23 protein-coding genes are annotated in these 23,278 nt (G+C 62.9%); 12 read left to right on the top strand and 11 right to left on the bottom strand.

Annotated features, from left to right (window positions below):
• Positions 1-63: 63 nt before the first annotated feature.
• Both IB279_RS09565 and IB279_RS09560 read left to right on the top strand, forming a co-directional pair.
• Positions 64-915 (top strand): GyrI-like domain-containing protein, encoded by an 852-nt coding sequence (locus IB279_RS09565; RefSeq protein ID WP_060585072.1) that lies wholly within the window; start codon positions 64-66, stop codon positions 913-915.
• Between the two features lie 209 nt (positions 916-1,124).
• Positions 1,125-2,120: a carbon-nitrogen hydrolase family protein gene (locus tag IB279_RS09560; RefSeq protein WP_112770857.1), complete on the top strand. Its 996-nt coding sequence runs from the start codon at positions 1,125-1,127 to the stop codon at positions 2,118-2,120.
• 151 nt (positions 2,121-2,271) lie between these two features.
• Here IB279_RS09560 and IB279_RS09555 read toward each other — a convergent pair whose 3' ends face one another.
• Complete coding sequence (locus IB279_RS09555; protein ID WP_090293862.1) at positions 2,272-3,486, bottom strand: NADP-dependent isocitrate dehydrogenase; 1,215 nt, start codon at positions 3,484-3,486, stop codon at positions 2,272-2,274.
• Between the two features lie 278 nt (positions 3,487-3,764).
• On the opposite strand from IB279_RS09555, the gene IB279_RS09550 reads away from it, so the two are divergent.
• The 3 genes from IB279_RS09550 (at position 3,765) to murI (ending at position 7,468) form a co-directional block, all read left to right on the top strand.
• Entirely contained in the window at positions 3,765-5,741 is a 1,977-nt protein-coding gene (locus IB279_RS09550) for an FUSC family protein (RefSeq protein WP_034794651.1), read from the top strand.
• A 64-nt stretch (positions 5,742-5,805) separates the two neighbouring features.
• Positions 5,806-6,636, top strand: a complete 831-nt coding sequence (locus IB279_RS09545; protein WP_060520734.1) for an RNA methyltransferase — start codon at positions 5,806-5,808, stop codon at positions 6,634-6,636.
• Positions 6,623-7,468, top strand: coding sequence for a glutamate racemase (gene murI / locus IB279_RS09540; protein WP_060600753.1), 846 nt, complete (start codon positions 6,623-6,625; stop codon positions 7,466-7,468). Before IB279_RS09545 ends, murI begins: the two co-directional genes overlap by 14 nt.
• Before the next feature lie 37 nt (positions 7,469-7,505).
• On the opposite strand, the gene IB279_RS09535 is transcribed toward murI, so the two are convergent.
• On the bottom strand, positions 7,506-7,691 hold the full coding sequence (locus IB279_RS09535) for a hypothetical protein (RefSeq protein WP_112770856.1): 186 nt from the start codon (positions 7,689-7,691) through the stop codon (positions 7,506-7,508).
• A gap of 304 nt (positions 7,692-7,995) precedes the next feature.
• On the opposite strand from IB279_RS09535, the gene IB279_RS09530 reads away from it, so the two are divergent.
• Positions 7,996-9,513, top strand: a complete 1,518-nt coding sequence (locus IB279_RS09530) for an ATP-binding protein (protein ID WP_060585081.1) — start codon at positions 7,996-7,998, stop codon at positions 9,511-9,513.
• 77 nt (positions 9,514-9,590) lie between these two features.
• On the opposite strand, the gene IB279_RS09525 is transcribed toward IB279_RS09530, so the two are convergent.
• Positions 9,591-9,926 carry a cupin domain-containing protein gene (locus IB279_RS09525; protein WP_034794649.1) on the bottom strand — a complete coding sequence of 112 codons (336 nt, stop codon included), beginning with the start codon at positions 9,924-9,926 and terminating at the stop codon, positions 9,591-9,593.
• 117 nt (positions 9,927-10,043) lie between these two features.
• On the opposite strand from IB279_RS09525, the gene IB279_RS09520 reads away from it, so the two are divergent.
• The 5 genes from IB279_RS09520 to IB279_RS09500 all read left to right on the top strand — a co-directional run bounded on the left by IB279_RS09520 (position 10,044) and on the right by IB279_RS09500 (position 14,349).
• Positions 10,044-10,571 carry a MarR family winged helix-turn-helix transcriptional regulator gene (locus IB279_RS09520; protein ID WP_060585083.1) on the top strand — a complete coding sequence of 176 codons (528 nt, stop codon included), beginning with the start codon at positions 10,044-10,046 and terminating at the stop codon, positions 10,569-10,571.
• Between the two features lie 227 nt (positions 10,572-10,798).
• A complete protein-coding gene (rpsD, locus tag IB279_RS09515) occupies positions 10,799-11,416 on the top strand; it encodes a 30S ribosomal protein S4 (protein ID WP_034794529.1) in 618 nt (205 codons plus the stop codon).
• Between the two features lie 153 nt (positions 11,417-11,569).
• Positions 11,570-12,517, top strand: coding sequence for a glutaminase (locus tag IB279_RS09510; RefSeq protein ID WP_034794526.1), 948 nt, complete (start codon positions 11,570-11,572; stop codon positions 12,515-12,517).
• 129 nt (positions 12,518-12,646) lie between these two features.
• Positions 12,647-13,528 carry a tRNA 2-thiocytidine(32) synthetase TtcA gene (gene ttcA, locus IB279_RS09505; RefSeq protein ID WP_034794511.1) on the top strand — a complete coding sequence of 294 codons (882 nt, stop codon included), beginning with the start codon at positions 12,647-12,649 and terminating at the stop codon, positions 13,526-13,528.
• Positions 13,525-14,349 (top strand): inositol monophosphatase family protein, encoded by an 825-nt coding sequence (locus IB279_RS09500; RefSeq protein WP_034794509.1) that lies wholly within the window; start codon positions 13,525-13,527, stop codon positions 14,347-14,349. The genes ttcA and IB279_RS09500 overlap by 4 nt, the downstream gene beginning before the upstream one ends.
• 78 nt (positions 14,350-14,427) lie before the next feature.
• On the opposite strand, the gene IB279_RS09495 is transcribed toward IB279_RS09500, so the two are convergent.
• From IB279_RS09495 to purL, 6 genes are all read right to left on the bottom strand, one after another.
• A complete protein-coding gene (locus IB279_RS09495; RefSeq protein ID WP_034794494.1) occupies positions 14,428-15,720 on the bottom strand; it encodes a multidrug effflux MFS transporter in 1,293 nt (430 codons plus the stop codon).
• A gap of 81 nt (positions 15,721-15,801) precedes the next feature.
• A complete protein-coding gene (locus IB279_RS09490; RefSeq protein WP_060600742.1) occupies positions 15,802-17,040 on the bottom strand; it encodes a multidrug effflux MFS transporter in 1,239 nt (412 codons plus the stop codon).
• Between the two features lie 475 nt (positions 17,041-17,515).
• The gene (gene grxD, locus IB279_RS09485) at positions 17,516-17,854 is read right to left on the bottom strand and encodes a Grx4 family monothiol glutaredoxin (protein ID WP_192339177.1); all 339 of its coding nucleotides are present in this window, start codon (positions 17,852-17,854) and stop codon (positions 17,516-17,518) included.
• Positions 17,855-17,985: 131 nt separating this feature from the next.
• On the bottom strand, positions 17,986-18,231 hold the full coding sequence (locus tag IB279_RS09480) for a hypothetical protein (protein ID WP_060600739.1): 246 nt from the start codon (positions 18,229-18,231) through the stop codon (positions 17,986-17,988).
• A gap of 6 nt (positions 18,232-18,237) precedes the next feature.
• Positions 18,238-18,471, bottom strand: coding sequence for a BolA family protein (locus IB279_RS09475; RefSeq protein ID WP_034794447.1), 234 nt, complete (start codon positions 18,469-18,471; stop codon positions 18,238-18,240).
• A 225-nt stretch (positions 18,472-18,696) separates the two neighbouring features.
• Positions 18,697-20,928 carry a phosphoribosylformylglycinamidine synthase subunit PurL gene (purL, locus tag IB279_RS09470; RefSeq protein ID WP_112770854.1) on the bottom strand — a complete coding sequence of 744 codons (2,232 nt, stop codon included), beginning with the start codon at positions 20,926-20,928 and terminating at the stop codon, positions 18,697-18,699.
• On the opposite strand from purL, the gene IB279_RS09465 reads away from it, so the two are divergent.
• On the top strand, positions 20,915-21,082 hold the full coding sequence (locus tag IB279_RS09465) for a hypothetical protein (protein WP_156400741.1): 168 nt from the start codon (positions 20,915-20,917) through the stop codon (positions 21,080-21,082). The genes purL and IB279_RS09465 overlap by 14 nt on opposite strands.
• Before the next feature lie 43 nt (positions 21,083-21,125).
• Here IB279_RS09465 and IB279_RS09460 read toward each other — a convergent pair whose 3' ends face one another.
• Both IB279_RS09460 and IB279_RS09455 read right to left on the bottom strand, forming a co-directional pair.
• Positions 21,126-21,707: an acyloxyacyl hydrolase gene (locus IB279_RS09460; protein WP_034794442.1), complete on the bottom strand. Its 582-nt coding sequence runs from the start codon at positions 21,705-21,707 to the stop codon at positions 21,126-21,128.
• A 92-nt stretch (positions 21,708-21,799) separates the two neighbouring features.
• Entirely contained in the window at positions 21,800-23,218 is a 1,419-nt protein-coding gene (locus tag IB279_RS09455; RefSeq protein WP_112770853.1) for a PLP-dependent aminotransferase family protein, read from the bottom strand.
• Between the last annotated feature and the right edge of the window lie 60 nt (positions 23,219-23,278).

Raw genomic sequence — 23,278 nt, 5'->3', positions numbered from 1 at the left:
CGCAGGATTTGTCAAATTGATCTATGGTCTACCCATCCGTGAGCAAAGCGCGAAAGGCTGGACATGGAAGAGCGGGTAGCGTGGGCGACCTATGAACGGCGTCTGCACCGGGTCAGCGACTACATCTACGGTCATCTCGACGGCGATCTCGACCTTGATCGCCTTTCCGAGATCGCCTGTCTGTCGCCGCACCATTGGCACCGGATCTACCGGGCCGTTCACCGCGAGACGCTGGCAGGAACGGTGAAGCGGCTGCGGCTGCAGCGGGCAGCGGCCGATCTCGCCCAGACCGATCTTCCTGTCGAAACGATCGCGCAGCGCTCTGGCTATCCCAATCTGCAATCCTTCAACCGCACCTTCAAGGCCGCCTATGGGCTGCCGCCGGCGCGATACCGCAAGGAGGGGAGCCATGTCGCCTTTGAAACCGCTTCAACGGAAGGAATTCCAGACATGTATGAAGTCACCCTGAAGGACGTCGAAGCCTTCGACCTCGTCGGCGTCGCCCACACCGGCTCCTATATGGAGATCGGCAAGGCGTTCGAGACGCTCTATGGCACCCTCTTTTCACGGCAATTGTTCCGGCCGGACATGGAGATGATCGGCATCTACCTCGACGATCCGGAACTGGTGCCGGCGGAAAAACTGCGCTCCTTTGCCTGCGTCAGCGCGCGCGGACCGATGCCGGCGGAGGCGCCGTTGACCCCGCAGCATCTCGACGGCGGCCGCTATGCGGTGCTTCGCCACAAAGGCCCTTACGCGGATATGCCGAAGGCCTACCAATGGCTCTACGGCACATGGCTGCCGCAGTCCGGCCGCGATATCCGCGACAGCCTGATGTTCGAGAAATATCTCAACAATCCCCGCGAAGTTGCGCCGACCGAACTCTTGAGCGAAATCTATCTGCCTTTGAAGTGACAGACACCCGAGCACACACCCGCAATTGACGAATCAGTGTCCGAGCGGCACCTTTTGGTTCGGCGTGGCCTGCGCCGAACCTCCAAAGATCGTCCCCAGCACGATCCTTTCACGGAGGCAAAGGGACTTCAGTCTCGGGTCGCAATCTCGGTCCCACCGTTTCGGGTCCGGTTGCTGGGAAACTTGCCCGAGACGCGAAAGGCCCTGTGATGACTGAAAACCGAAATTTCAAACGGCGCGTTCGCGCCCGTGCCGCCAAGACCGGCGAATCCTATACAACTGCACTCATGCATCTTCGCCAGGCGTCGGCGGAAGACTTGGTGGCGCAACCAAGATTGCTGCGCCTGGCCGTGGCGCAATCCGGCTATTTCGACGATCCCCGCGATGCGGCGGCCCTTCACCATGCCGGCGAAGGGATCCGACACCTGATGCGGGAGGCGCATCGGGCCGGGGCGCGGGTGCTGCATTTCCCCGAGGGCGCGACGTGCTTTCCGAACAAGCGCATCATGTCGACGATCGGTCCGCGCGAAATAGGCCCGTCCGATTGGCGCCGTTTCGAGTGGACGGTTCTGCGCAAAGAGCTTGATGCCATACGGACGTTGGCGCGGGACCTCGGCCTATGGACGGTCCTTGGATCCGTTCACAAGCTCACCGAACCGCATCGCCCGCACAACAGCCTCTATGTGATCTCGGATAAGGGGGCGGTCGCGACACGCTACGACGAGCGCATGCTGTCGAACACCAAGGTCTCGTTCATGTACACGCCCGGAACGATCCCTTTGGCGTTCGAGGTCGACGGCGTCCGCTTCGGCTGCGCGCTCGGCATCGAGTGCCACTTTCCCGAGCTTTTCATCGAATACGAACAGCTGAACGTCGATTGCGTGCTGTTTTCGACCTCCGGCGGCGCTCTGGCGAACGACATTGCCTTTGCCGCCGAGGTGCAGGGGCATGCTTCAATCAATCGCTATTGGGCGAGTTTTGCGGTTCTCGCGCAGCCCGGCCTGACGGCTCCTTCAGGGATTGTTTCGCCCGACGGGCAATGGGCGGTCCGATGCAGCGGGGATGGACCATCGATCGTCGTGGCGGATATCGGCAGGGACCCCGTCGATCCGGCCCGGCCATGGCGCCGGAGCGCGAGAGGCGGGATCTACGACCCGCATATCGTCAGCGACGATCCGCGCAGCAGCAGCCGCGACATGTTCTAGCAGTCGCTGCCGGTAGCATGGCCGCGCTCGCCTTGAAGTCGTGCGAGTACCGGCTGCAGTCCGGCGCCGATCCGCGTTCCGGAATTTTCATTGGTCCAAAAAAGAAACCCGGCGCGAGGCCGGGTTTCGTTGTCTCTGGGACTGGAGCCTATCAGGCAGCCATGGCCTTCTGCAGGTTCTCGTCGATCTTGTCGAGGAAGCCGGTGGTCGAGAGCCACGGCTGATCGGGACCGATGAGGAGCGCCAGGTCCTTGGTCATGAAGCCGGCTTCGACGGTGTCGACGCAGACCTTCTCAAGCGTTTCGGAGAACTTTGCGAGTTCGGAATTGCCGTCGAGCTTCGCGCGATGAGCGAGACCACGGGTCCAGGCAAAGATCGAGGCGATCGAGTTGGTCGAGGTTTCTTCGCCCTTCTGGTGCTGGCGGTAGTGGCGGGTAACCGTGCCGTGCGCGGCTTCGGCTTCAACCGTCTTGCCATCCGGCGTCATCAGGACCGAGGTCATCAGGCCGAGCGAGCCGAAGCCCTGGGCGACGATGTCCGACTGCACGTCGCCGTCGTAGTTCTTGCATGCCCAGACGTAGCCGCCGGACCACTTCAGGGCCGAGGCGACCATGTCGTCGATCAGGCGGTGTTCGTACCAGATCTTCAGTTCCTTGAACTTCTCGGCGAATTCGGCGTCGAAGACCTGCTGGAAGATGTCCTTGAAGCGACCGTCATAGACCTTGAGGATGGTGTTCTTGGTCGACAGGTACACCGGAACCTTGCGCTGGATACCGTAGTTGAACGAAGCGCGCGCGAATTCGGTGATCGAATCGTCCAGGTTGTACATACCCATGGCAACGCCGGCCGACGGTGCGTCGAAGACGTCGTATTCGATTTCCTTGCCGTCTTCGCCGACGAACTTCATCGTCAGCTTGCCCTTGCCCGGGAACTTGAAGTCGGTGGCGCGGTACTGGTCGCCGAAGGCGTGACGGCCGACGATGATCGGCTTGGTCCAGCCCGGAACCAGGCGCGGAACGTTCTTGCAGATGATCGGCTCGCGGAAGATGACGCCGCCGAGGATGTTGCGGATCGTGCCGTTCGGCGACTTCCACATCTTCTTCAGCTTGAACTCCTCGACGCGGGCTTCATCCGGCGTGATCGTGGCGCACTTGACGCCGACGCCGTGCTTCTTGATCGCGTTGGCGGCGTCGATCGTTACCTGGTCTTCAGTAGCATCGCGGTTTTCGACGCTGAGGTCGTAATATTCCAGATCGACGTCGAGGTAGGGATGGATCAGCTTGTCCTTGATGAACTGCCAGATGATGCGGGTCATCTCATCGCCGTCGAGTTCGACGACCGGATTGGCGACCTTGATCTTTGCCATGAATATGCCTCGTAGCTTATGCGGGACAGCGGGAGCGATGTCCCTTCCTCTCTGAAAAATCCTGTGCCCTATAGCACTCAGAACCGACAAGGCAAAGCATGCTTGGCTGAAACTTTGGATGGAGGTGGAGACGGACCTCGGACGGCTCTTCGCCACCGCTTTTCGACGCCTGCTTTCGTCGCGCCGGCCTTGCAAAGATCGCATCTGCCGCTATGCAGGAAGAACCGGCGAAAGCGGCGCGCGTCCACAGGCGGCCGCGGGACAGGCAAAGGCTTCCGATGGCACTTCGTTCCCGTATGCGCGATTGGCTTCTTGCCAACGATCCGGCCTTCTCCCGCCTGCGGCAGGCCTCGCGCATCACCGCGACGATCGTCGTTTCCATCCTGCTGCTGATGGCGTTTCATTACCTCGTCGCACCGCTGCCGCCGGCCGCCTTCGGGCTTGCGGCGTCGCTGTCGATCGAAGGGGGACTGGCGGTGCGCGATCGCACCATTGCCGGCCAGCGGCTCACCCGCATCATCGCCGTCCTCGTCGGCGTTTCGATGGTGGGGCTTGCGTCGGTTCTCGAGAATCACCGCTACGTTTCCGACGTCGTCTTCCTGCTGATCATCTTTCTCGCGGTCTATGGCCGCTCCTTCGGCCCCCGCGGTTTTGCCGTCGGCATGTTCGCCTTCATGTCCTATTTCACCGGCGCCTATCTGAGGCCCACGCTCGACCAGTTGCCAGCCCTGTTCTTCGGAGCGGCCGTCTCGGCCACCGTCGCGCATCTCGTCCGCACGCGGCTGTTGCCGGATGATCGCTATCGCGACCTCCTGCGCGCCACCGCAAGCGTGCAGCGTCGCGTAGACCAGATGCTGCTGCAACTGGCGGAGATCGCCCGCAAGCCCGTTCTGTCACCGGCCGATCGTCGTCAGCTGCATGCGGCCGAAGAGCGGCTGAAGGAAGCGGTGCTGATGGCGGAAAGCTTCATTCCGACGGAAAACCGGCGGCCGGAACCGCAGCCCGGCCTTACGACCTCCGACCTCGTCATCAACCTCTTCGACCTGCATCTTGCGGCCGAAAGCGTGATGGTCGTCAGCTTCCAATCGATGCCGCCGCCGGCACTGGTGGAGGCGATGGTGGCGCGCGACGGCGAACGGATCGACGCGGAGATCGCGCGGCTCGGCGATGCCGCTCCGCGCCGCGAAGAAACGGTGAAGGCGCTGCTGTGGCTGCGCAACGTCCGGCAAAGGCTCGCCCGAAGCCTTGCAAAGCTGACGCCGGCCGATCTGGAAGAGCCGCCACTGCACTTGAGCGGCGTTGCCGCCCGCTGGAGGCCGTCGCTGAACGATCCCGCCTTGAAGGCGGCGATCCAGATCACGCTCGCTTCGGGTATCGCCATGGTGTTCGGGTTGATGCTGTCGCGGGAACGTTGGTTCTGGGCGGTGCTTGCGGCGTTTCTCGTCTTCACCAACACGCGCTCGCGCGGCGATACGGCGGTCAAGGCGCTGCAGCGCTCGGCCGGCACCCTGTTTGGCATTGTTGTCGGCATCATCGTCGGCACGCTGGTAGCCGGCAATATCTACCTGGTGCTGCCGCTCAGCGCACTTTGCGTCTTTCTCGCCTTCTATTTCCTCGCCGTCTCCTATGCGACGATGACCTTCTTCATCTCCGTCGTTCTGTCGCTGGTCTATAGCCTGATGGGCGTGCTGAGCCCGCATCTGCTGCAACTGCGCCTGGAGGAAACCATGATCGGCTCGATCGCCGGTGCGGCGGTCGCCTTCGTCGTGTTTCCGACGCGCACCCGCACGACGCTCGATGCCGCCGTCGCAACCTGGTGCGACGAACTCAAGGGCCTGCTGCAGGCGGCGCGGGACGGGGCATCGGGTCTGGTGCTCATTACCCGCTCGCAGGCGCTCGACCGCGCCTATCGTGACCTGGCCGCCGCCGCAAAGCCGCTCGGGCTTCCCTGGCAGTTGGTGACGCGTCCCGGTCATGTGCGCCAGGCGCTGGCGATCTTCATGGCCTGCACCTACTGGGCACGGGTTTTCGCGCGGCGTGTCGGCACGGATGCGGCGCTGGAAGGAACCGATTTCAAGGCGGACATCGACGCCAATCTCGCGCTCGTCCAGACGGTGCGCGACAAGGCCTCGGCCTATTTCTACCAGGTCGGCCGGATCGGTGCGCCGGTCGATCGCCACCTGCCGATTTCGAAGGACGATGCGGAGCTTGGTCTGGAAATGATCGGGGTGTCTCTCAACCGGCTTCATTTGTAGTGGACTTTAATTTCGCCGGCATTTGTGCAAGGGAAACGCCGAACGAAAGGCGAAGGCTAAGGAAATGGCAGGAACGAACAGCGAGCGCGAACTTCTGGCGGAAGGACCGGCGATCATTCTCGCCTATCCGCAGCTCGGCGAAAACATCGGTATGGTCGCCCGCGCGATGGCGAATTTCGGCCTGGCGGAGCTTCGGCTCGTCAATCCGCGCGACGGCTGGCCGAGCGAAAAGGCACGATCAGCCGCAAGCCGTGCCGACCACGTGATCGACGCTGCCAAGCTCTATGGTTCGGTCGAAGAGGCGATCGCCGATCTCAACTTCGTCTATGCGACGACCGCCCGCGACCGCGATGGCTACAAGCCGGTGCGTTCGCCGATCGTCGCGGCGCGCACGCTCCGCCAGCGCTTCCAGACCGGAGAGAAAACCGGCATCCTGTTCGGACGCGAGCGCACGGGCCTCACCAACGAAGAGGTGGCTCTGGCCGACGAGATCGTGACCTTTCCGGTCAATCCAGCTTTCGCCTCGCTCAATCTCGCCCAGGCCGTGCTTCTGATGTCCTATGAGTGGCTGAAGACCGGCATGGAGTCTGAGGACCAGACCTCGTTCCAGGCGATCGAGCAGCGGCCGGCGACCAAGGAACACCTGCAGGGTCTGTTCGAGCATGTCGAGGAAGCGCTTGAGGCGCGCAACTACTTCCGCTCCGCCGACAAAAAGCCGAAATTGGTCGAGAACCTGCGCGCGGTTCTGACCAGGCCGTCCTTTACCGAATCCGAAATCCAGGTGCTGCGCGGCGTCATTTCTTCGCTCGACCGGTTCACGCGGGAAAACCCGCGCGGCTCCGGCGCTCCGGGTGAACACAGCAGGAAAGCGCGAGACAAAGGTGACAGCGAGTGAACTGAAACCCATCCTCGTCTTCGACAGCGGCATCGGTGGCTTGACCGTGCTGCGTGAGGCGAGGGTGCTGATGCCCGAGCGGCATTTCATCTATGTCGCCGACGATGCCGGCTTTCCCTATGGCGGCTGGGAAGAGGCGGCGCTGAAAGAGCGCGTGATCGCGCTCTTCGGCCGGCTGCTTTCCGAGCATGATCCGGAAATCTGCGTGATCGCCTGCAACACCGCCTTCACGCTGGTCGGCGCCGATCTGCGCGCGGCCTTTCCTCAGATGACCTTTGTCGGCACGGTGCCCGCGATCAAGCCGGCGGCAGAGCGCACACGCTCCGGCCTCGTTTCGGTGCTGGCGACCCCGGGTACCGTCAAGCGGGCCTATACGCGCGATCTCATCCAGTCCTTCGCCAGCCAATGCCATGTGCGGCTCGTCGGCTCCGAGAACCTCGCCAAGATGGCGGAGGCCTATATCCGCGGCGAGAAACTGGACGACGAAACGGTACTAGCCGAGATCGCACCGTGTTTCGTCGAGATGGACGGCAGGAAGACCGATATCGTCGTGCTTGCCTGCACGCACTATCCCTTCATGGCGAACGTCTTCCGCAGGCTGGCACCCTGGCCGGTCGACTGGCTGGATCCGGCCGAAGCGATTGCCCGGCGCGCGCGCTCGCTCGTGCCGCAACCGAACGGCTTCGAGCCGCTGAACGGCCAGGACCCGGCGATCTTCACCTCCGGCAGACCGGATTTCGCCACCCGGCGGCTGATGCAGGGCTTTGGCCTGACGGTGGCACTTGATGCCATCGGGGAAAAGCGAGCAGGGCATGCCGAAGCGATCGGGTAGTGCCCTGTTCATGCGTTCCTATGGCCGGCACGGCGCTTTAAAAGAAGATCGCCAGCAACAGGCCGATCAGAACAGCTAGCACGCAGGCGGCGCGAAAGCGCATGCGGCTGGCGCGTTCGGCGTCGTCTTTCGAGGCGACCCGTAGCGTGTCCTTGTAAGCATCGCGCATACGGCGATCGAGATTGTTCAGTTCCATCTGCTGCGCTGTTTCGTGGTGCTGCATTCCTGCCCCGGCAAATCGCTTCGACCAAATCGCATATGGGCGTCCGTGCCTTCTCGCAAAAGTACGACATTCAACTTTATATTGTGACATCCAGAGTATACAACTTGTTCTTTTCCGAGGAGACTTTCCAAAGCGTATTCCCTGTGGGTTATGTGCGCCGACGGCAGGATTTCCGGGAAATCCGTGCTAGGTGTCGCCCGATAGGCGGTCTCCGCGTGATCGCGAATCAATCAAGAGTATTCAGGCACAGTGCGCAACGGTATCGCATCCGGACCTGCGTAAGATTTAACATGACGAGGTGGAAATGAAGGTCGGCATCGACATGGGAGCGACGTCCGAAGGGACATCGGCCTCGCTCGATATCGAGGAGCTTCTGGCCACCCGTCTCTTGGTGCAGGGCAATTCCGGTTCGGGCAAGTCGCATCTGTTGCGCCGGCTGCTGGAACAGTCCGCACCCTGGGTGCAGCAATGCATCATCGATCCCGAGGGCGACTTCGTCACGCTCGCCGACAAGTTCGGCCATGTGGTTGTCGAGGGTGAGCGCACCGACGCCGAGCTGATCGGCATTGCCAACCGCATCCGCCAGCATCGTGTTTCCTGCGTGCTCTCGCTTGAAGGTCTCGATATCGAGCAGCAGATGCGTAATGCCGGCGTGTTCCTGAACGCCATGTTCGATGCGGATCGCGAGTTCTGGTATCCGGTGCTGGTCGTCGTCGACGAGGCGCAGATGTTTGCGCCGTCGGTTGCCGGCGACGTCACCGAAGAGGTGCGCAAGATTTCGCTCGGCGCCATGACCAACCTGATGTGCCGCGGCCGCAAACGCGGCCTTGCCGGAGTGATCGCCACGCAGCGCCTGGCGAAGCTCGCCAAGAACGTGGCGGCGGAAGCCTCGAACTTCCTGATGGGCCGCACCTTCCTCGACATCGACATGCTGCGCGCAGCCGATCTGCTCGGTATGGACCGGCGCACGGCGGAAATGTTCCGCGACCTCAAGCGCGGTTCTTTCGTGGCGCTTGGCCCGGCGCTGTCGCGCCGGCCGCTCAAGGTGACGATCGGCGCGGTCGAGACCTCGGCGCGCTCGACGAGCCCGAAGCTGATGCCGCTGCCCGAGGCGCCGCAGGACGTCGAGGATCTGATCTTCACGCCGGATCCGGAGGAGCTGACGCGGCCGATCATGCGCCGCGCCGTTGCGCCGCCGCGCCCGACGACCGACATCCTGGCCGAGCTCTCCCGCCCGCGGCCCGAGCCTGCCGCGCCGGTCGAGGCAAGGCAGGCGCAGCCGGAACTTTCCGCCGAGGAAAAAGAGAGCCTGCTCGACAGCGTCTTTGTCGAAATCCTCAGCAATCCGGAAGCAGCCTTCCGCCCCGATGCAGAACTGTTCCAGGATTTTCTGGTGCGATGCCGCATTCGCCGGCTGCCATCCGGTGCAGCCCTGTCGCTGAGCGCCTTCCGCCGCAAGATGGCCGTCGCGCGCTCCGGCATCGACGCGGAGACGGCGGGAACAGAATCCTGGGCGCAGGCCTTGCAGCTTGCCGATCGCGTTACCGAGGACTTGCAGGCCGTGTTCCTGATGATGGCGCAGGCGGCCGTCCGCGGCCTGCCGTGCCCTTCCGACGCGATGATCGCGCGCGCCTATGGCACGCACTCCGCAAGGCGGGCCCGCCGTCTGCTCGGCTACTTCGAGGAGCATGGGTTGATCGTCATCCATGCGGATTTTGCTGGAAAGCGCATCGTCGCGTTCCCGGACCTTGGCAGCGAGACCGCTCCAGGCGACGCCAACGGGCCGGATGTGACGGCTGCGGCTGCCGCTGCGGCTGAGTGAACCTCGACCTTTCGCGTAAAGGCATCAGCTATTCCGACCACGCTCAGACGGCGCTGGCGCGTTACGGTGTCGTGGCGTCAGACCCATTCCTGGATGACGTGATCGGACGCGTGGATGCAGGTCATCTGCAGGCGGCCGGTGCCGGTATTGACGAAGCGGTGCGGCGTCTCCGGATCGACGACGATGATATCGCCGGCCTTACCCATGATCTTCTGCTCTCCGACGGTGAACTCCGCTTCGCCCGAGTGCACGATCCATGTTTCCGGATAGGGATGAACGTGAAGGGCAGGCCCCTGGCCAGGCTCGGCATCCATCAGGAACAGCGAGATCGGCGTGCCGAATTGCCCACCTTCAAACAGGATCGTGCGGTTTGGGCTCTGCTTCTGTTCTGTAAGGGGAATGACATGAAACATGCTGGCCTCCATCGTCGTCCGGGTTGGCTTCCCAATGGGAATGAATTATCTTCACGAGAAGATATTACCCGAAACTATCTTCTCGTCAAGATATATTGACCGATGCCGAGGTGAACGATGCAGAATGAGAATGAGGGAAGGGACCATGTGGACCGTCTGCAAGCGCAGTGGGCGGCCGAACTGCCCGACCTGAATACCGAGCCTATGGCCATCCTCGGGCGCGCCTACCGGCTTTCCAATCTGGTGCGCCCCTCGATCGAGGAGACCTTCGCCTCTTTCGGCATCGACCGCGGCGAGTTCGACGTGATCTCGACGCTGCGGCGATCCGGCCCGCCTTACCGGCTGACGCCGACGGATCTCTATACGCTGCTGATGATTTCGTCCGGTGGACTGACGCACCGGCTCGACCGGCTGCAGAAGGCAGGATTGATCCAGCGGGAACGCTCGGCGTCCGACGGCCGCAGCAGCGTCGTCGGGCTGACGGAAAAGGGAATAGCCCTTGCGGAAACCGCCTTTCGCGCCGACATGGCGAGCGAGTCGCGCTACCTCGAGGTGCTGAGCAAGCAAGACCGCACGGCGCTGGCGGCGCTCCTCAGGAAACTGCTGATTTCGTTGGAGCAAGCGCCACCGAGTGGTCCGGCCTGATCAACGGCTGTTTGTCACGATTTTGTTTGACAACAGGGGCTGGACCCACTAAAGCCGCCCCAACGCCGGGCAGAAATGTCCGGTGTTTCATTTGACATGTCCCGTGGCTTCTCCGTCTGCGTGATCGTGAGAAACCTGTCAGAGCCCCGAAAATGGGTTCAGAGGAGGGCGTGTTTCCTTGATCCGGTTTGGAAACAGGCCGGTGTAACTGTTTGAAAGGAAATGCGATGAGCAAGCGCGAATCGTCCAAGTACAAAATTGACCGCCGTATGGGCGAAAACATCTGGGGCCGTCCGAAGTCCCCGGTAAACCGCCGCGAATACGGCCCGGGCCAGCACGGCCAGCGCCGCAAGTCCAAGCTCTCGGACTTCGGTGTACAGCTGCGCGCCAAGCAGAAGCTCAAGGGCTACTACGGCGACATCCGCGAGAAGCAGTTCCGCGCGATCTTCGCCGAAGCTGACCGCCGCAAGGGTGACACCCCGGAAAACCTGATCGGCCTGCTCGAATCGCGCCTCGACGCGATCGTCTACCGCGCCAAGTTCGTTCCGACGGTCTTTGCTGCCCGTCAGTTCGTCAACCACGGCCACGTCAAGGTCAACGGCGTCCGCGTCAACATCGGTTCCTACCGTTGCAAGCCGGGCGACGTCATCGAAGTCAAGGAAAAGTCCAAGCAGCTCGTAACCGTTCTCGAATCGGTTTCGCTCGCTGAACGCGACGTTCCGGATTACATCGAAGCTGATCACAACAAGATGGTCGCGACCTTCGTCCGCGTACCGGTTCTCTCCGACGTGCCTTACGCCGTCGTCATGGAACCGCACCTGGTCGTCGAATTCTATTCGCGTTAATCCGAGGCTCTCGCCTTGTGATACTTCGAAAGCCGCCCGGAAACGGGCGGCTTTTTTGTCAGTGCCGATCAGCATCCGCGCTACCGCGGACCCCAGCGAATAAGCGCCTTATCGTCGCCTCGATCCGAAAGCGATGACCAAGAGGGAAGCCCGATGCCCGAAGAGCAGAAGCCGCAGGATCTGCAGGCGATCATCGACGACATTCATCGGGAGCTGAGCCCCCGGTTCGGCCAGGGCAAGGTCGCCGACTACATTCCGCAGCTCGCGCGCGTGGACGCCAAGCATTTCGGCATGGCGATCGTGACCACAGGCGGCCAGATCTATCGCGTCGGCGATGCCGAGGTGCCGTTCTCGATCCAGAGCGTTTCCAAGGTCTTCACGCTGACGCTGGCGCTCGGCAAACACGGCGAGAACATCTGGCACCGTGTCGGTCGCGAGCCCTCAGGCTCCGCCTTCAACTCGATCGTCCAGCTCGAGCAAGAGGGCGGAAAGCCGCGCAACCCCTTCATCAATGCCGGCGCCATCACAATCAGCGACCTGATCCTTGCCGGCCATACGCCGCGGGAACTGATCGGCGAGATCGTGCAGTTCGTCCGTTATCTCGCCGACGACGACCAGATCGTCATCGACCATGAGGTCGCGCGTTCGGAGACGGCCACCGGTTACCGGAACTTCGCGCTTGCCAATTTCATGCGCTCCTTCGGCAAGCTCGACCACCCCGTCGACCACGTACTCGGCGTCTATTTCCATCACTGCGCGCTTTCCATGACCTGCAGCCAGCTTGCGAAGGCCGGGCTGTTTCTGGCCGCCGGCGGCAGCAATCCGCTGACCGGCCATAACGTCGTCTCGCGCCAGCGGGCGCGGCGCATCAACGCACTGATGCTGACCTGCGGCCACTATGACGGCTCGGGCGATTTTGCCTATCGCGTCGGCCTGCCGGGAAAGAGCGGCGTTGGCGGCGGCATTCTGGCGGTGGCGCCTGGCAAGGCGTCGGTTGCCGTCTGGTCGCCTGGCCTCAACGAAAACGGCAATTCGCTGCTCGGATCGCTGGCGCTCGAAATGCTCGCGGCGCGCACTGGCTGGTCGGTCTTCGGTCCCTGAACTCCTCCGACTAGGGCGATCTGCACGGTGCGGCCGATTTCCCTTGATCTTGACGGCTGGAGCAGGCAAGTGCTGGCCCAAGATTAGCCGGGCGCCGGTTGCGCCTGCCTGCCGCACAGGATCCCCGCCATGGACCTTTCGCTCAACGCGTCGCAAGACCAGGCCGAAACCATTTTTGAGACCGAAATCGACGCCGGCGCGCATCCGTTGTTCAGCCGTATGCCGTCCTCCGTCTCGTTTAACAAGCTGCGCAAGCGCCTTCTTCGCCAGACCCGCCAGGCGCTCGACGACTTCGGCATGCTGAAGGGCGCCAAGCGCTGGCTGATCGGCCTTTCCGGCGGCAAGGACAGCTACAGCCTGCTGGCGCTGCTCATGGACCTGCAATGGCGCGGGCTGCTGCCGGTGGAGCTCATTGCCTGCAACCTCGACCAGGGCCAGCCGAACTTCCCCAAGCACATCCTGCCGGAATACCTGGCATCGATCGGCGTCAAGCACCGCATCGAGTATCGCGACACCTACTCGATCGTGAAAGAGAAGGTGCCGACGGGGGCGACCTACTGTTCGCTCTGTTCGCGGCTGCGCCGCGGCAACCTCTATCGCATCGCCCGTGAAGAGGGCTGCGACGCGCTGGTGCTCGGCCACCACCGCGAGGACATTCTCGAAACCTTCTTCATGAACTTCTTCCACGGCGGCCGGCTGGCTTCGATGCCGGCAAAGCTCTTGAACGACGAGGGCGACCTGATGCTGCTTCGGCCACTCGCCTATGCGGCCGAGGACGATCTCGCCAAGTTCGCGGCGGCCATGGAGTTTCCGATCATCCCGTGCGACCTCTGCGGCTCGCAGGACGGCCTCGAGCGCAATGCGATGAAGGCGATGCTGGCCGATATCGAGCGACGCATGCCGGGCCGCAAGGACACGATGCTGCGGGCGCTTGGCCACGTGAACCCGTCGCACCTGCTCGATCCCAAGCTGTTCGATTTCCAGTCCCTCACACCGGAGCCCAAAGAATGAGCCATTCCGTCGACATTGCCGGCCTTGCCAATCTGCTGCAGGAAGCGGCGGTCAAAGAGATCCTGCCGCGGTTCCGCAATCTTGAAGCCGGCGACGTCAGGGTGAAATCGGAAGCGATCGACCTCGTGACCGAGGGCGACGAGGCGGCCGAACGGCTGATCAAGGCACGCATCGAAGACGTCGCGCCGGGCGCACTTTTCGTCGGCGAAGAATCGGTTGCGGCCGACCCGGCGCTGCTCGACAAGCTCGCCGATGCCGATCTCGCCGTCGTCGTCGACCCGATCGACGGCACCTTCAATTTCGCCGCCGGCGTGCCGCTCTTCGGCGTTATGGCAAGCGTCGTCGCCAAGGGCGAGACGGTTGCCGGCATCATCTACGATCCGCTCGGCAACGACTGGGTGATCGCCGAGAAGGGCTCCGGCGCCTGGATGTGCCGCGCCAATGGATCGCAGGAGCGCCTGTCGGTCACCGCAGGCGTGCCGCTCGAGGCCATGGTCGGCGGTGCCTCGACCGGTTTTTACAAGCAGGAAGCACGCCGCGAAGTCATGGCCAACATGGCCAAGGTTCGCATTGCCACCAGCTACCGCTGCGCCGCGCATGAATATCGCATGCTTGCCGGCGGTCACATCCACTTCCTGATGTACCAGAAGCTGATGCCGTGGGACCACCTGGCCGGCACGCTGATTTCGCAGGAAGCCGGCGCCTATGCCGCCCGCTTCGACGGCTCGCCCTATCTGCCGTCGCATCTCAATGGCGGCCTGCTGCTTGCCACCGACAAGGAGAGCTGGGAGACGCTGCGCCGCGAGGTCTTCACGGTCTGAGCCGTACGAAGCAGCCCAAAATAAAAAGCCCGCCCGGATCGCTCCGGGCGGGCTTTTTGTTTGCCTTACGGCGGCCGGTTACATATGGCCGCCGCCGTGATCCATGCTGACGTCCTTGTCGCCGGGATGGGTGAAGAGCTTGCCCTTCTCGGCCCAGAGCGTTGCCAGGATGGTCAGGGCCCCGAAGAGGGCGAAGCCGCCGAACAGCGGCTGCAGCGTGCCGTTGAAGAGCTGGCCGACGGCGCCGCCGATGAGCGCGCCACCGGTCGTCGAGACGAAGCCGGTGATCGCCGTAGCGGTGCCGGCAAGGTGACCCATCGGCTCCAGGCTGATCGCGGTGAAGTTCGTCGCGATGACCGCGAAAAACATCAGGAGCACCGAGAACATCAGATAGCTGACGACGAAGGCCGGCGTGCCGGAGAGCGACATCACGAAGCCCGCGACCGAGATCAGCGTAAACAGGATCATCGAGACATGCGAGATGCGGCGCATGCCGAAGCTGCGGACGAAGAAGCCGTTGGCGAAGTTGGCGACAGCAATCCCGCCTGCCGTACCTGCAAAGGCGATCGGCAGCCAGTCACCGAGGCCGTAGACCTCGCCGAAGATCTGCTGGACCGTGACGATGTAGGCGCAGATGACGGCGGTAAACATCGTCATGCCGATCATGTAGCCGCAAGTGATGCGGTTGGTGAGAACGGTCTTGAAACCCGACGCGACCGCACCGACGGAGAGCGGCATGCGCTCTTCGCGCGGCAGGGACTCCTTCATGCGGGAAAAGGCCCAGACGAAGAGGATTGCGCCGATGACGCCGATCAGGATGAAGATCCAGTGCCAGTTGGCATAGAGGATGACGAGCTGGCCGATCGACGGAGCGACGATCGGTACGATCATGAAGACGATCATCACATAGGACATGACGCGCGCCATCTCGCGGCCGCCGAAGCAGTCGCGCACGATCGCCATGGTGGTGATGCGGATGGCCGCAGCACCGATGCCCTGGATGAAGCGCAGGATCAGCAGCGTCTCGAAGCTCTGGGTGAGGGCGGCGGCAAACATCGACACCGTGAAGAAGGCGAGGCCGCCGAGCAGCACCTTGCGGCGGCCGAAGGCATCAGACAGGCTGCCGAAGAAGATCTGCGAGATGCCGAAGCCGAGGAAGAAGACGCCGATCACCAGCTGGCTGTCGTTGGTGTTGGCGACGTTCAGCGACTGGCCGATTGCCGGCAGAGCCGGCAGCATGCTGTCGATGGCGATGGCGACGCTCGCCGTCATGACGGCGATGGTGATGATGAATTCGACGATGCCCATGTTGAGGCGCTCGGCCCCCGAGACCCCGTCGACATGTTCGGATTGATTGGTGATGGTGGACATTGGGAAAACCCGTAAATTCAATCTTTGGAAAAGGCTGGCCGGCCGTTTAGAGCGCGACAGCGACAGTTGGCGCTTTAGAGATCAGCCGGCCGGCTGATGGTGCGGTTTGAACAGCTTGCCGCGTTCGGCGATGAGCACGAAGACGAGGCCGATGGCCGCGACGGTGAAGTAGCCGGTGGCAAGCGGGGTGGCCGTTCCGTCGAAGGACTGGCCGATGAAGGCTCCGATCACGCTCCCGCCGATCGTCTGCATGAAGCCGAGAACCGAGGACGCCGTGCCGGCGACATGGCCGAGCGGCTCCATGGCCATGGCGTTGAAGTTTGGCGCGATCAGCCCGAACTGGAACATCGTGGCGCAATAGAGGACCACGAAGACCGGGAAGGGCAGCGGCGCATAGAGCGAGGCCGACATCCAGATGAAGCTTGCGAGCGTAAAGCCGCAGAGGGCCGCATGGGACAACGGCCGCATGCCGAAGCGGCGGACGAGGCGGGAGTTGGTAAAGGAAGCGACCGCCATCATACTCGCGAAAGCCGCAAAGACAAGCGGAAACCACACGCCCAGATCGTAGACGCCGACCAGCACCTGCTGCGCCGAGTTGATGAAGCCGAAGAGCGCGCCAAGGATAACCGAGGTCGCGAGCGTATAAAGCAGCGACAACCGGTTGGTCAGCACGATGCGGAAACCGCTGAGGATTACCGACGGCGTGAAGGCGCGGCGGTGGGCCGGATCAAGCGTTTCGCCGAGCTTCGACAGCACGATCGCGATGTTCATAACCGCATAAAGCGCGACGATGACAAAGATCATATGCCATTCGGCAAAGCTGATGATGAGCTGGCCGATCGACGGGGCGATCACAGGCACGATCATGAACACCATCATGACCAGCGACATCACCTCGGCCATCTGCCGGCCGCCATAGACGTCGCGGACGATCGAGATGGTGATGACGCGCGTGGCAGCCGCACCCGCGCCCTGCATGAAGCGAAGGGCGAGCATGAGGCCGAAGGTCGGCACCATGGCAATTGCCACCGCACAGACGGCATAAAGGGCAAGGCCCGCCAGAAGCGGCGGCTTGCGCCCGAACCGGTCCGACAGTGGGCCGAAGAACAGCTGCGCTACGCCCATGCCGAGCAGGTAGGCGGTGATGATGTATTGCCGCTCGTTTTCCGACGCCACGCCCAGGCTGGCCCCGATTTCCTGGAGGCCCGGCAGCATGATGTCGATCGAAATCGCGTTCGTCGCCATCAGTGTGGCCATCAGCGCGATGAACTGGAATTTCGTGAGGCCGGGCAGGGCATCGTCGTTGGTCGTGCTTGTCATTTCAAAAGTCCTAGCGGCGCGGTGGGCGCCAAGCGAAACAGGTCTGGGTCCGGACCGCTCCGGAAAAAGAAGGATGTCGGCTGGCTAAATGCCGGTCGGCACAGGGATGTCAGGCGGGAGCGACCGGGAAGCCGCACCACATGGACCGGGCCTGCAGGAAGCGGCGGGAGCATCGATCGGCAGCGACAGGGTCATTTCCGTGCCGGGAGGCCGGAGCGGGAACCGCTGCTGCTTATGCCGAACGATCGCGACTGCTTCATGACAGGCCGAAAATGCGGCCCCAGGCCTCGCTGCAGAACGCCGGAAACGTTTCAGGAAGGAAGCCTGCTTTCACAAACATTCAAACGGTCATTGCGCGAACCAAGCGCGCAAAGCCTTTGGGAAGACAACGAAAATCGAGATCCGGACGAGACGTCCGAATCAAAAAAGGCGGTTGCCCGCCTTCTCCGATGGATCGGGACAAGGCGTCCTTGAGTTAGGCGACAGCGCCCTTCACGGCGATACCCTGCTCCGAAAGGTGGGAATGAAGTTCGCCGGCCTGGAACATCTCACGCACGATGTCGCAACCGCCGACGAATTCGCCCTTGACGTAGAGCTGCGGGATCGTCGGCCAGTTGGAATAGTCCTTGATGCCCTGGCGCAGGTCCGCGTCGGCGAGCACGTTGATGCCCTTGTAGTCGACGCCGATGTAGTCGAGAATCTGGACCACCTGACCGGAGAAGCCACACTGCGGGAACTGCGGCGTACCCTTCATGAAGAGCACCACATCGTTCGTCTTGACTTCGTTGTCGATGAATTCGTGAATTCCGCTCATCCTGTCTTCCTTCCTGCGCCGGCTTCAAGGGCCGGATATCGATTGGGTCTTAGATAGCATGCATATTGGTGATTTTCACCACCCAATCGCAACAAATATTGATGGGCCTCAAGATGTGGTTTTAATACCACTCAAGCCGTGCGGCGCCGCGTCTTGCTGCGCGCCGCCGAGGTTTTCCGCCGGCTGACCTGTTTCTTCGCCGGCTTGCGGATGGCGGCTTCAAGGATATCCGCGAGGATGCCGCCGCCAGAGGCCGCCGGCCGCGTCCGGCGCTTCGTCCGCTTGGTGGCCGTGCGCTTGACGCCGGTCTTCCTCAGAATTTCCTTGAGCGCGCTGTCAACGACGCCGCTGACGAGTTCCTTGATCAGGTCAGCCACGCCAGCTTACTCCGGCGCGCTCGTCTGAAGTGCCAGGGCATGCAGCACGCCGCCCATATTGCCCTTCAGTGCGTTGTAGACCATCTGGTGCTGCTGCACGCGGCTTTTGCCACGAAACGCCTCGGCCACGACTTCGGCGGCATAGTGGTCGCCGTCACCGGCCAGATCGCGGATCGTGACCTTGGCTCCGGGAATCCCCGCCTTGATCATGTCTTCGATGTCGCCTGGTGTCATGGGCATGATACGCCAACTCCCTTTTTATTCTGCAACGTCAGCAGCCTGCCGACGTTGTCCATGAAACAAGGGAACCACGATTCAGGGGCGGAACGCAATTGCTGAATTGGGTGAGGGAGGGTAGTTGCCAGCGCCGACACGATCAAATGATCGCCGTCGGCAGCGCCTGCAAGCAGGCACGCAATAGGGATGACGGGAGCCGCAGAAAGTGCGGCTCCCGTCATCGATCTCTCAGTTTTCAGGCGCGAGGTCGCCCTGCATGAAGTCCGGGAACCAGCCTTCATGGGCGGCGCGGAGATCCGCAACCGAGACGGCCTTGGCGTCGCCAAGCTTGACGGCGTCGCCGCCGGTCTTGCCGATGACGGGGAGCGAGACGCCGGCAGCCTTGGCACGAGCGGCAACCGTGTCGAGCGCGCCGGCGGCAACCGTCACGACGTAGCGACCCTGGTCTTCGCCGTAGAAGGTCGCGATCGGATCATGGCCGGCAACAGCGTCGACCGAGGCGCCGATGCCCGAAGCCATCGCCATTTCGGCAACGGCAAGTGCCAGGCCGCCCGACGAGCAATCGTGCACGGCGGTTACAAGACCGTCGACGATCAGGCCGCGGACGAAGTCGCCAACCTTGCGCTCATGCGCCAGATCGACATGGGGCGCCGGGCCATCGGTGCGGCCGTGAACGTCGCGCATATAGACCGACTGGGCGATGTGCGAGCCGAGACCGGCCGGCGCGCCGGCGACGAGGATCGTTTCGCCTTCAGCGGCAAAGCGGATGCGCGCCATCTTCGACCAGTCCTTGATCAGGCCGACACCGCCGATGGTCGGGGTCGGCAGGATCGCCTGGCCGTTGGTTTCGTTGTAGAGCGAGACGTTGCCCGACACGATCGGGAAGTCGAGTGCGGTGCAGGCTTCTCCGATGCCCTTGATGGCATGAACCAGCTGGCTCATGATCTCAGGGCGTTCCGGGTTGCCGAAATTGAGGTTGTCGGTGGCTGCCAGCGGCAGCGATCCGGTTGCCGTCAGGTTGCGCCAGCATTCGGCGACCGCCTGCTTGCCGCCTTCGTAAGGATCGGCTTCGACGTAGCGCGGCGTCACGTCGGAGGAGAAGGCAAGCGCCTTGGAGGCATGACCTTCGACGCGCACGACACCGGCGTCGCCGCCCGGCAGCTGCAGCGAGTTGCCCTGGATCAGCGTGTCGTACTGCTCGTAAACCCAACGGCGCGACGAATTGTTGGCCGAACCGACGAGCTTGACGAGCGCGTCGGCGACGTCGGCTGCCGGAATGTCGTTGGTTGCGAGCGGTGCCGCGGTCTTGGCCGGGGTCCAGGGACGATCATATTCCGGCGCTTCGTCGCCCAGTTCCTTGATCGGCAGGTTCGCAACCTCTTCGCCTTGGTGCAGGATACGGAAGCGCAGGTCGTCGGTCGTCTTGCCGACGATTGCGAAATCGAGGCCCCACTTGACGAAGATCGCTTTGGCGACCTCTTCCTTGGCGGGCTCGAGCACCATGAGCATGCGCTCCTGGCTTTCCGACAGCATCATTTCATAGGCGGTCATGCGCTCTTCGCGCACCGGAACGGTGTCGAGGTCGAGCTCGATGCCGAGGTCGCCCTTGGCGCCCATTTCGACGGCCGAGCAGGTGAGGCCGGCTGCACCCATGTCCTGGATGGCGATGACGGCGCCGGTCGTCATCAGCTCGAGGCAGGCTTCGAGCAGGCACTTTTCGGTGAAGGGGTCGCCGACCTGAACGGTCGGGCGCTTCTCTTCGATCGACTCGTCGAACTCGGCGGACGCCATGGTCGCGCCACCGACGCCGTCGCGGCCGGTCTTGGCACCGAGATAAACGACGGGAAGGCCGACGCCTTCGGCCTTGGAGTAGAAGATGGCATCGCTCTTGGCGAGGCCGGCGGCAAAGGCGTTGACGAGGATGTTGCCGTTGTAGCGGGCATCAAACTCGACTTCTCCGCCGACGGTCGGAACGCCGAAGGAATTGCCGTAGCCGCCGACACCGGCAACGACGCCGGAAACGAGGTGGCGGGTCTTCGGGTGGTCGGGCGAACCGAAGCGCAGCGCGTTCATCGCTGCGACGGGACGGGCGCCCATGGTGAAGACGTCGCGCAGGATGCCGCCGACGCCCGTTGCCGCGCCCTGGTAGGGCTCGATATAGGACGGGTGGTTGTGGCTTTCCATCTTGAAGACGACGCAGTCGCCGTCATCGATATCGACCACGCCGGCGTTTTCGCCCGGGCCCTGGATGACGCGCGGCCCCTTGGTCGGCAGCGTGCGCAGCCACTTCTTGGAAGACTTGTAGGAGCAGTGCTCGTTCCACATGGCCGAGAAGATGCCGAGCTCGGTGAAGGTCGGCTCGCGCCCGATCAGGCCGAGGATGCGCTCGTATTCGTCAGGCTTCAGCCCGTGCGATGCGATGAGGTCCGGGGTGATGGGGCGGGTGTTGGAAATCGTCATCGTCGACCGTCAAATCCTTCGGGCGGCGCGCAATCCACTAATGAGGAATATGGCGCGTGCGAACCGCAACAGAAACAGGGGGCGCTTTGCGGCTTCTTTAACCTATGCTGCGGCGCGGCGCGACAGAAAAATACGGGCGATCAACAGCGGTTGATGCCCGTATGAAGCTTTGTTGAGCGCGACTGCGCAGGCCTGCGTCAGAACTTGTAGCCGAGGGCGAGGCCTGCGCGTGTCAGGCCGTTGTTGGGACCGTCGCAGAGATTGGCATGCGACGCATGTTCAACGGTCGCCGAGACGTTCCAGTGTTCGTCGAGGCGCACGCCCGCGGCGGCGTATTCGCGGAAGAGGACGCGGCAGCCGAGTTGCGGACCGGAACCGTTGGGATCGTCGAGATCGCCGTCGTGAACCGTGCCGCCCGCGCCGAACTCCACGAAGAGGCGTTGCGTCATGTCGAAGGTCCAGCTCAGGCCGGCATAGGCCTGGTTGACGCCGTTCGACGACGTGGCCACGGCAGCACCGGTATAGACGCGTGGACGCAGCAGCTTTTCGCCGAGATCCGCGGCGCCGTCCGCATTGAACGGATCGAAGTAGAGCGTGAACGACGGAAACACGCCGTCTTCCTGCTTGCCGCCGCTGGCGATCGATGTCGTCACGCCGAAGCGCATTTCGTCGAAGACACCATCTTGAGCCGCCGCCGGCGCGGCGATGACGGAGGTGGTCGTGACGAAAAGAAGGGATGCAATCAGGCGGGACGGAACCGGGCGAAGCGATAGCGGCATGCGAAATCCTTGAGGGCGAATCATCTACGCAAGACTGCTAAAACAGTATGATGCGGAAGCTTGCGCGAAAGTCACCCCGTCGATTTCGATAGTCACTCGAAACTGTCGTAGCCGGCTCGGCCGCTGTCGAGCAGCCGCTTCAGTGTCTGGAATCCGGCTCTCACCTCGGCGCGCTGCGGTGGCGAGGAAAAGCCGATGCGGATCCGATGGAAGACGCGATCGGTACGGCCGGCCTTGAACTCGTCCTCGTCGTCGACGAGCACGCCTTCCTGAAGAGCCGCCTGCTTGAAGGTTCCTGACAGCCAGGGGTCAGGCAACTTCATCCAGAGGAACGGAATGCAGGGATGGGACGCGAACTCGATACCCTCAAAGACCTCGCGCGCCATTGCTTCGCGGCCGCGAACCTCCTCAATGCCCTGGCTGCGCAAGGCTGCAGCCGAGCCGGAGAGCACCAGCCGGGCGCAGAGTTCCGCCAGGATGAACGGCAGGCCGCCGCTGACCATCTTGTGGGCGATGCGGATGCGCTGGCCGAAATGCGGAGGGCAGGCGACCCAGCCACCGCGAACGCCTGCGGCAACCGACTTCGAAAGACCGCCGACGAGGAAGGTACGTTCGGGCGCAAGCTCGGCGAGCAGCGGCGTTTGATCGCCGGTCATGGCGCCGTAAAGATCATCCTCCACCAGCCAGACGCCGTATTTGCGGGCGATATCGGCGATCGCCTGGCGGCGGGCGAGCGGCATGACGGCCACTGTCGGGTTCTGCGCGCTCGGCATCAGGAAGGCGAGCTTCGGATGCTGCTGCGCGCAGACGCGCTCGAAGTCGTCGGGGATCATGCCGAAGGCGTCGGATTCGACCAGCGTCGTGCGGCGACCAATCAGGCCGGCGCTGCGGCTGACCTGCGAATAGGTGAGCGTCTCGAAGGCGATGCGGTCGCCTGGGGCCGTCACCGCCGCGATTACGGCAACGACGGCCGCATGCGCACCGAGCGTCGGCACGATGTTTTCGGGCTTAGGACGAAACCCTCCGCGCGCCAGCCATTGGCAGCCTGCCTCGAACCAGTGATCCGGGAAGTTCCGCGCGTAGCTGGCAATATCGGCGTGATGCTCGTGACTGATTTCGCTCAACACTTCGCTCAGCACCGTTCCCTGGCCGATATCCGGCGCGGCGGTGCTGTCGAACCTGAGCTTGCCAACGGGCGCGACCAGGGGCCGGGTGCCGGCAAGGGACGTCGTCAGCGGGTCCGCCTGCTCCGGCGGCCGGCTTTCGGGATGGTCGAGCACATAGGTGCCGCGCCCGACTTCGCCGCTCACAAGCCCGCGCTCGCGGACAATATTGTAGGCGCGCCCGATCGTGCCGATTGTCACCCCGATATCGTAGGCGAGGTTGCGTTGCGGTGGCAATTTGGCGCCGACGGGCAAGGCCCCGTTGCCAATTGCCAATTCGATTTGATCAGCGATCCGTGCGTAGAGCGGACCGTGACCCTGCTGAATGTCGGGGAGCCAATTTGTCATAGTGACAATTCTTTAGATTACAGCGGAAAATATGTCAATTATCACCAAGACAACGATAGC

Source organism: Ensifer sp. ENS06 (genome assembly GCF_014852205.1).
GTDB lineage: Bacteria > Pseudomonadota > Alphaproteobacteria > Rhizobiales > Rhizobiaceae > Ensifer > Ensifer adhaerens.
Note: the sequence above shows the minus strand (reverse complement) of the source record. Positions and strands in the feature narration are given on the sequence as shown.

Bases quoted from the DNA above. Each gene is read 5' to 3' on its own strand.
- IB279_RS09565 (WP_060585072.1), top strand. From the start codon at position 64: ATGGAAGAGCGGGTAGCGTGGGCGACCTATGAACGGCGTCTGCACCGG.
- IB279_RS09560 (WP_112770857.1), top strand. From the start codon at position 1,125: ATGACTGAAAACCGAAATTTCAAACGGCGCGTTCGCGCCCGTGCCGCC.
- IB279_RS09555 (WP_090293862.1), bottom strand. From the start codon at position 3,486: ATGGCAAAGATCAAGGTCGCCAATCCGGTCGTCGAACTCGACGGCGAT.
- IB279_RS09550 (WP_034794651.1), top strand. From the start codon at position 3,765: ATGGCACTTCGTTCCCGTATGCGCGATTGGCTTCTTGCCAACGATCCG.
- IB279_RS09545 (WP_060520734.1), top strand. From the start codon at position 5,806: ATGGCAGGAACGAACAGCGAGCGCGAACTTCTGGCGGAAGGACCGGCG.
- IB279_RS09535 (WP_112770856.1), bottom strand. From the start codon at position 7,691: ATGCAGCACCACGAAACAGCGCAGCAGATGGAACTGAACAATCTCGAT.
- IB279_RS09530 (WP_060585081.1), top strand. From the start codon at position 7,996: ATGAAGGTCGGCATCGACATGGGAGCGACGTCCGAAGGGACATCGGCC.
- IB279_RS09525 (WP_034794649.1), bottom strand. From the start codon at position 9,926: ATGTTTCATGTCATTCCCCTTACAGAACAGAAGCAGAGCCCAAACCGC.
- IB279_RS09520 (WP_060585083.1), top strand. From the start codon at position 10,044: ATGCAGAATGAGAATGAGGGAAGGGACCATGTGGACCGTCTGCAAGCG.
- rpsD (WP_034794529.1), top strand. From the start codon at position 10,799: ATGAGCAAGCGCGAATCGTCCAAGTACAAAATTGACCGCCGTATGGGC.
- IB279_RS09510 (WP_034794526.1), top strand. From the start codon at position 11,570: ATGCCCGAAGAGCAGAAGCCGCAGGATCTGCAGGCGATCATCGACGAC.
- ttcA (WP_034794511.1), top strand. From the start codon at position 12,647: ATGGACCTTTCGCTCAACGCGTCGCAAGACCAGGCCGAAACCATTTTT.
- IB279_RS09500 (WP_034794509.1), top strand. From the start codon at position 13,525: ATGAGCCATTCCGTCGACATTGCCGGCCTTGCCAATCTGCTGCAGGAA.
- IB279_RS09495 (WP_034794494.1), bottom strand. From the start codon at position 15,720: ATGTCCACCATCACCAATCAATCCGAACATGTCGACGGGGTCTCGGGG.
- IB279_RS09490 (WP_060600742.1), bottom strand. From the start codon at position 17,040: ATGACAAGCACGACCAACGACGATGCCCTGCCCGGCCTCACGAAATTC.
- grxD (WP_192339177.1), bottom strand. From the start codon at position 17,854: ATGAGCGGAATTCACGAATTCATCGACAACGAAGTCAAGACGAACGAT.
- IB279_RS09475 (WP_034794447.1), bottom strand. From the start codon at position 18,471: ATGCCCATGACACCAGGCGACATCGAAGACATGATCAAGGCGGGGATT.
- purL (WP_112770854.1), bottom strand. From the start codon at position 20,928: ATGACGATTTCCAACACCCGCCCCATCACCCCGGACCTCATCGCATCG.
- IB279_RS09460 (WP_034794442.1), bottom strand. From the start codon at position 21,707: ATGCCGCTATCGCTTCGCCCGGTTCCGTCCCGCCTGATTGCATCCCTT.
- IB279_RS09455 (WP_112770853.1), bottom strand. From the start codon at position 23,218: ATGACAAATTGGCTCCCCGACATTCAGCAGGGTCACGGTCCGCTCTAC.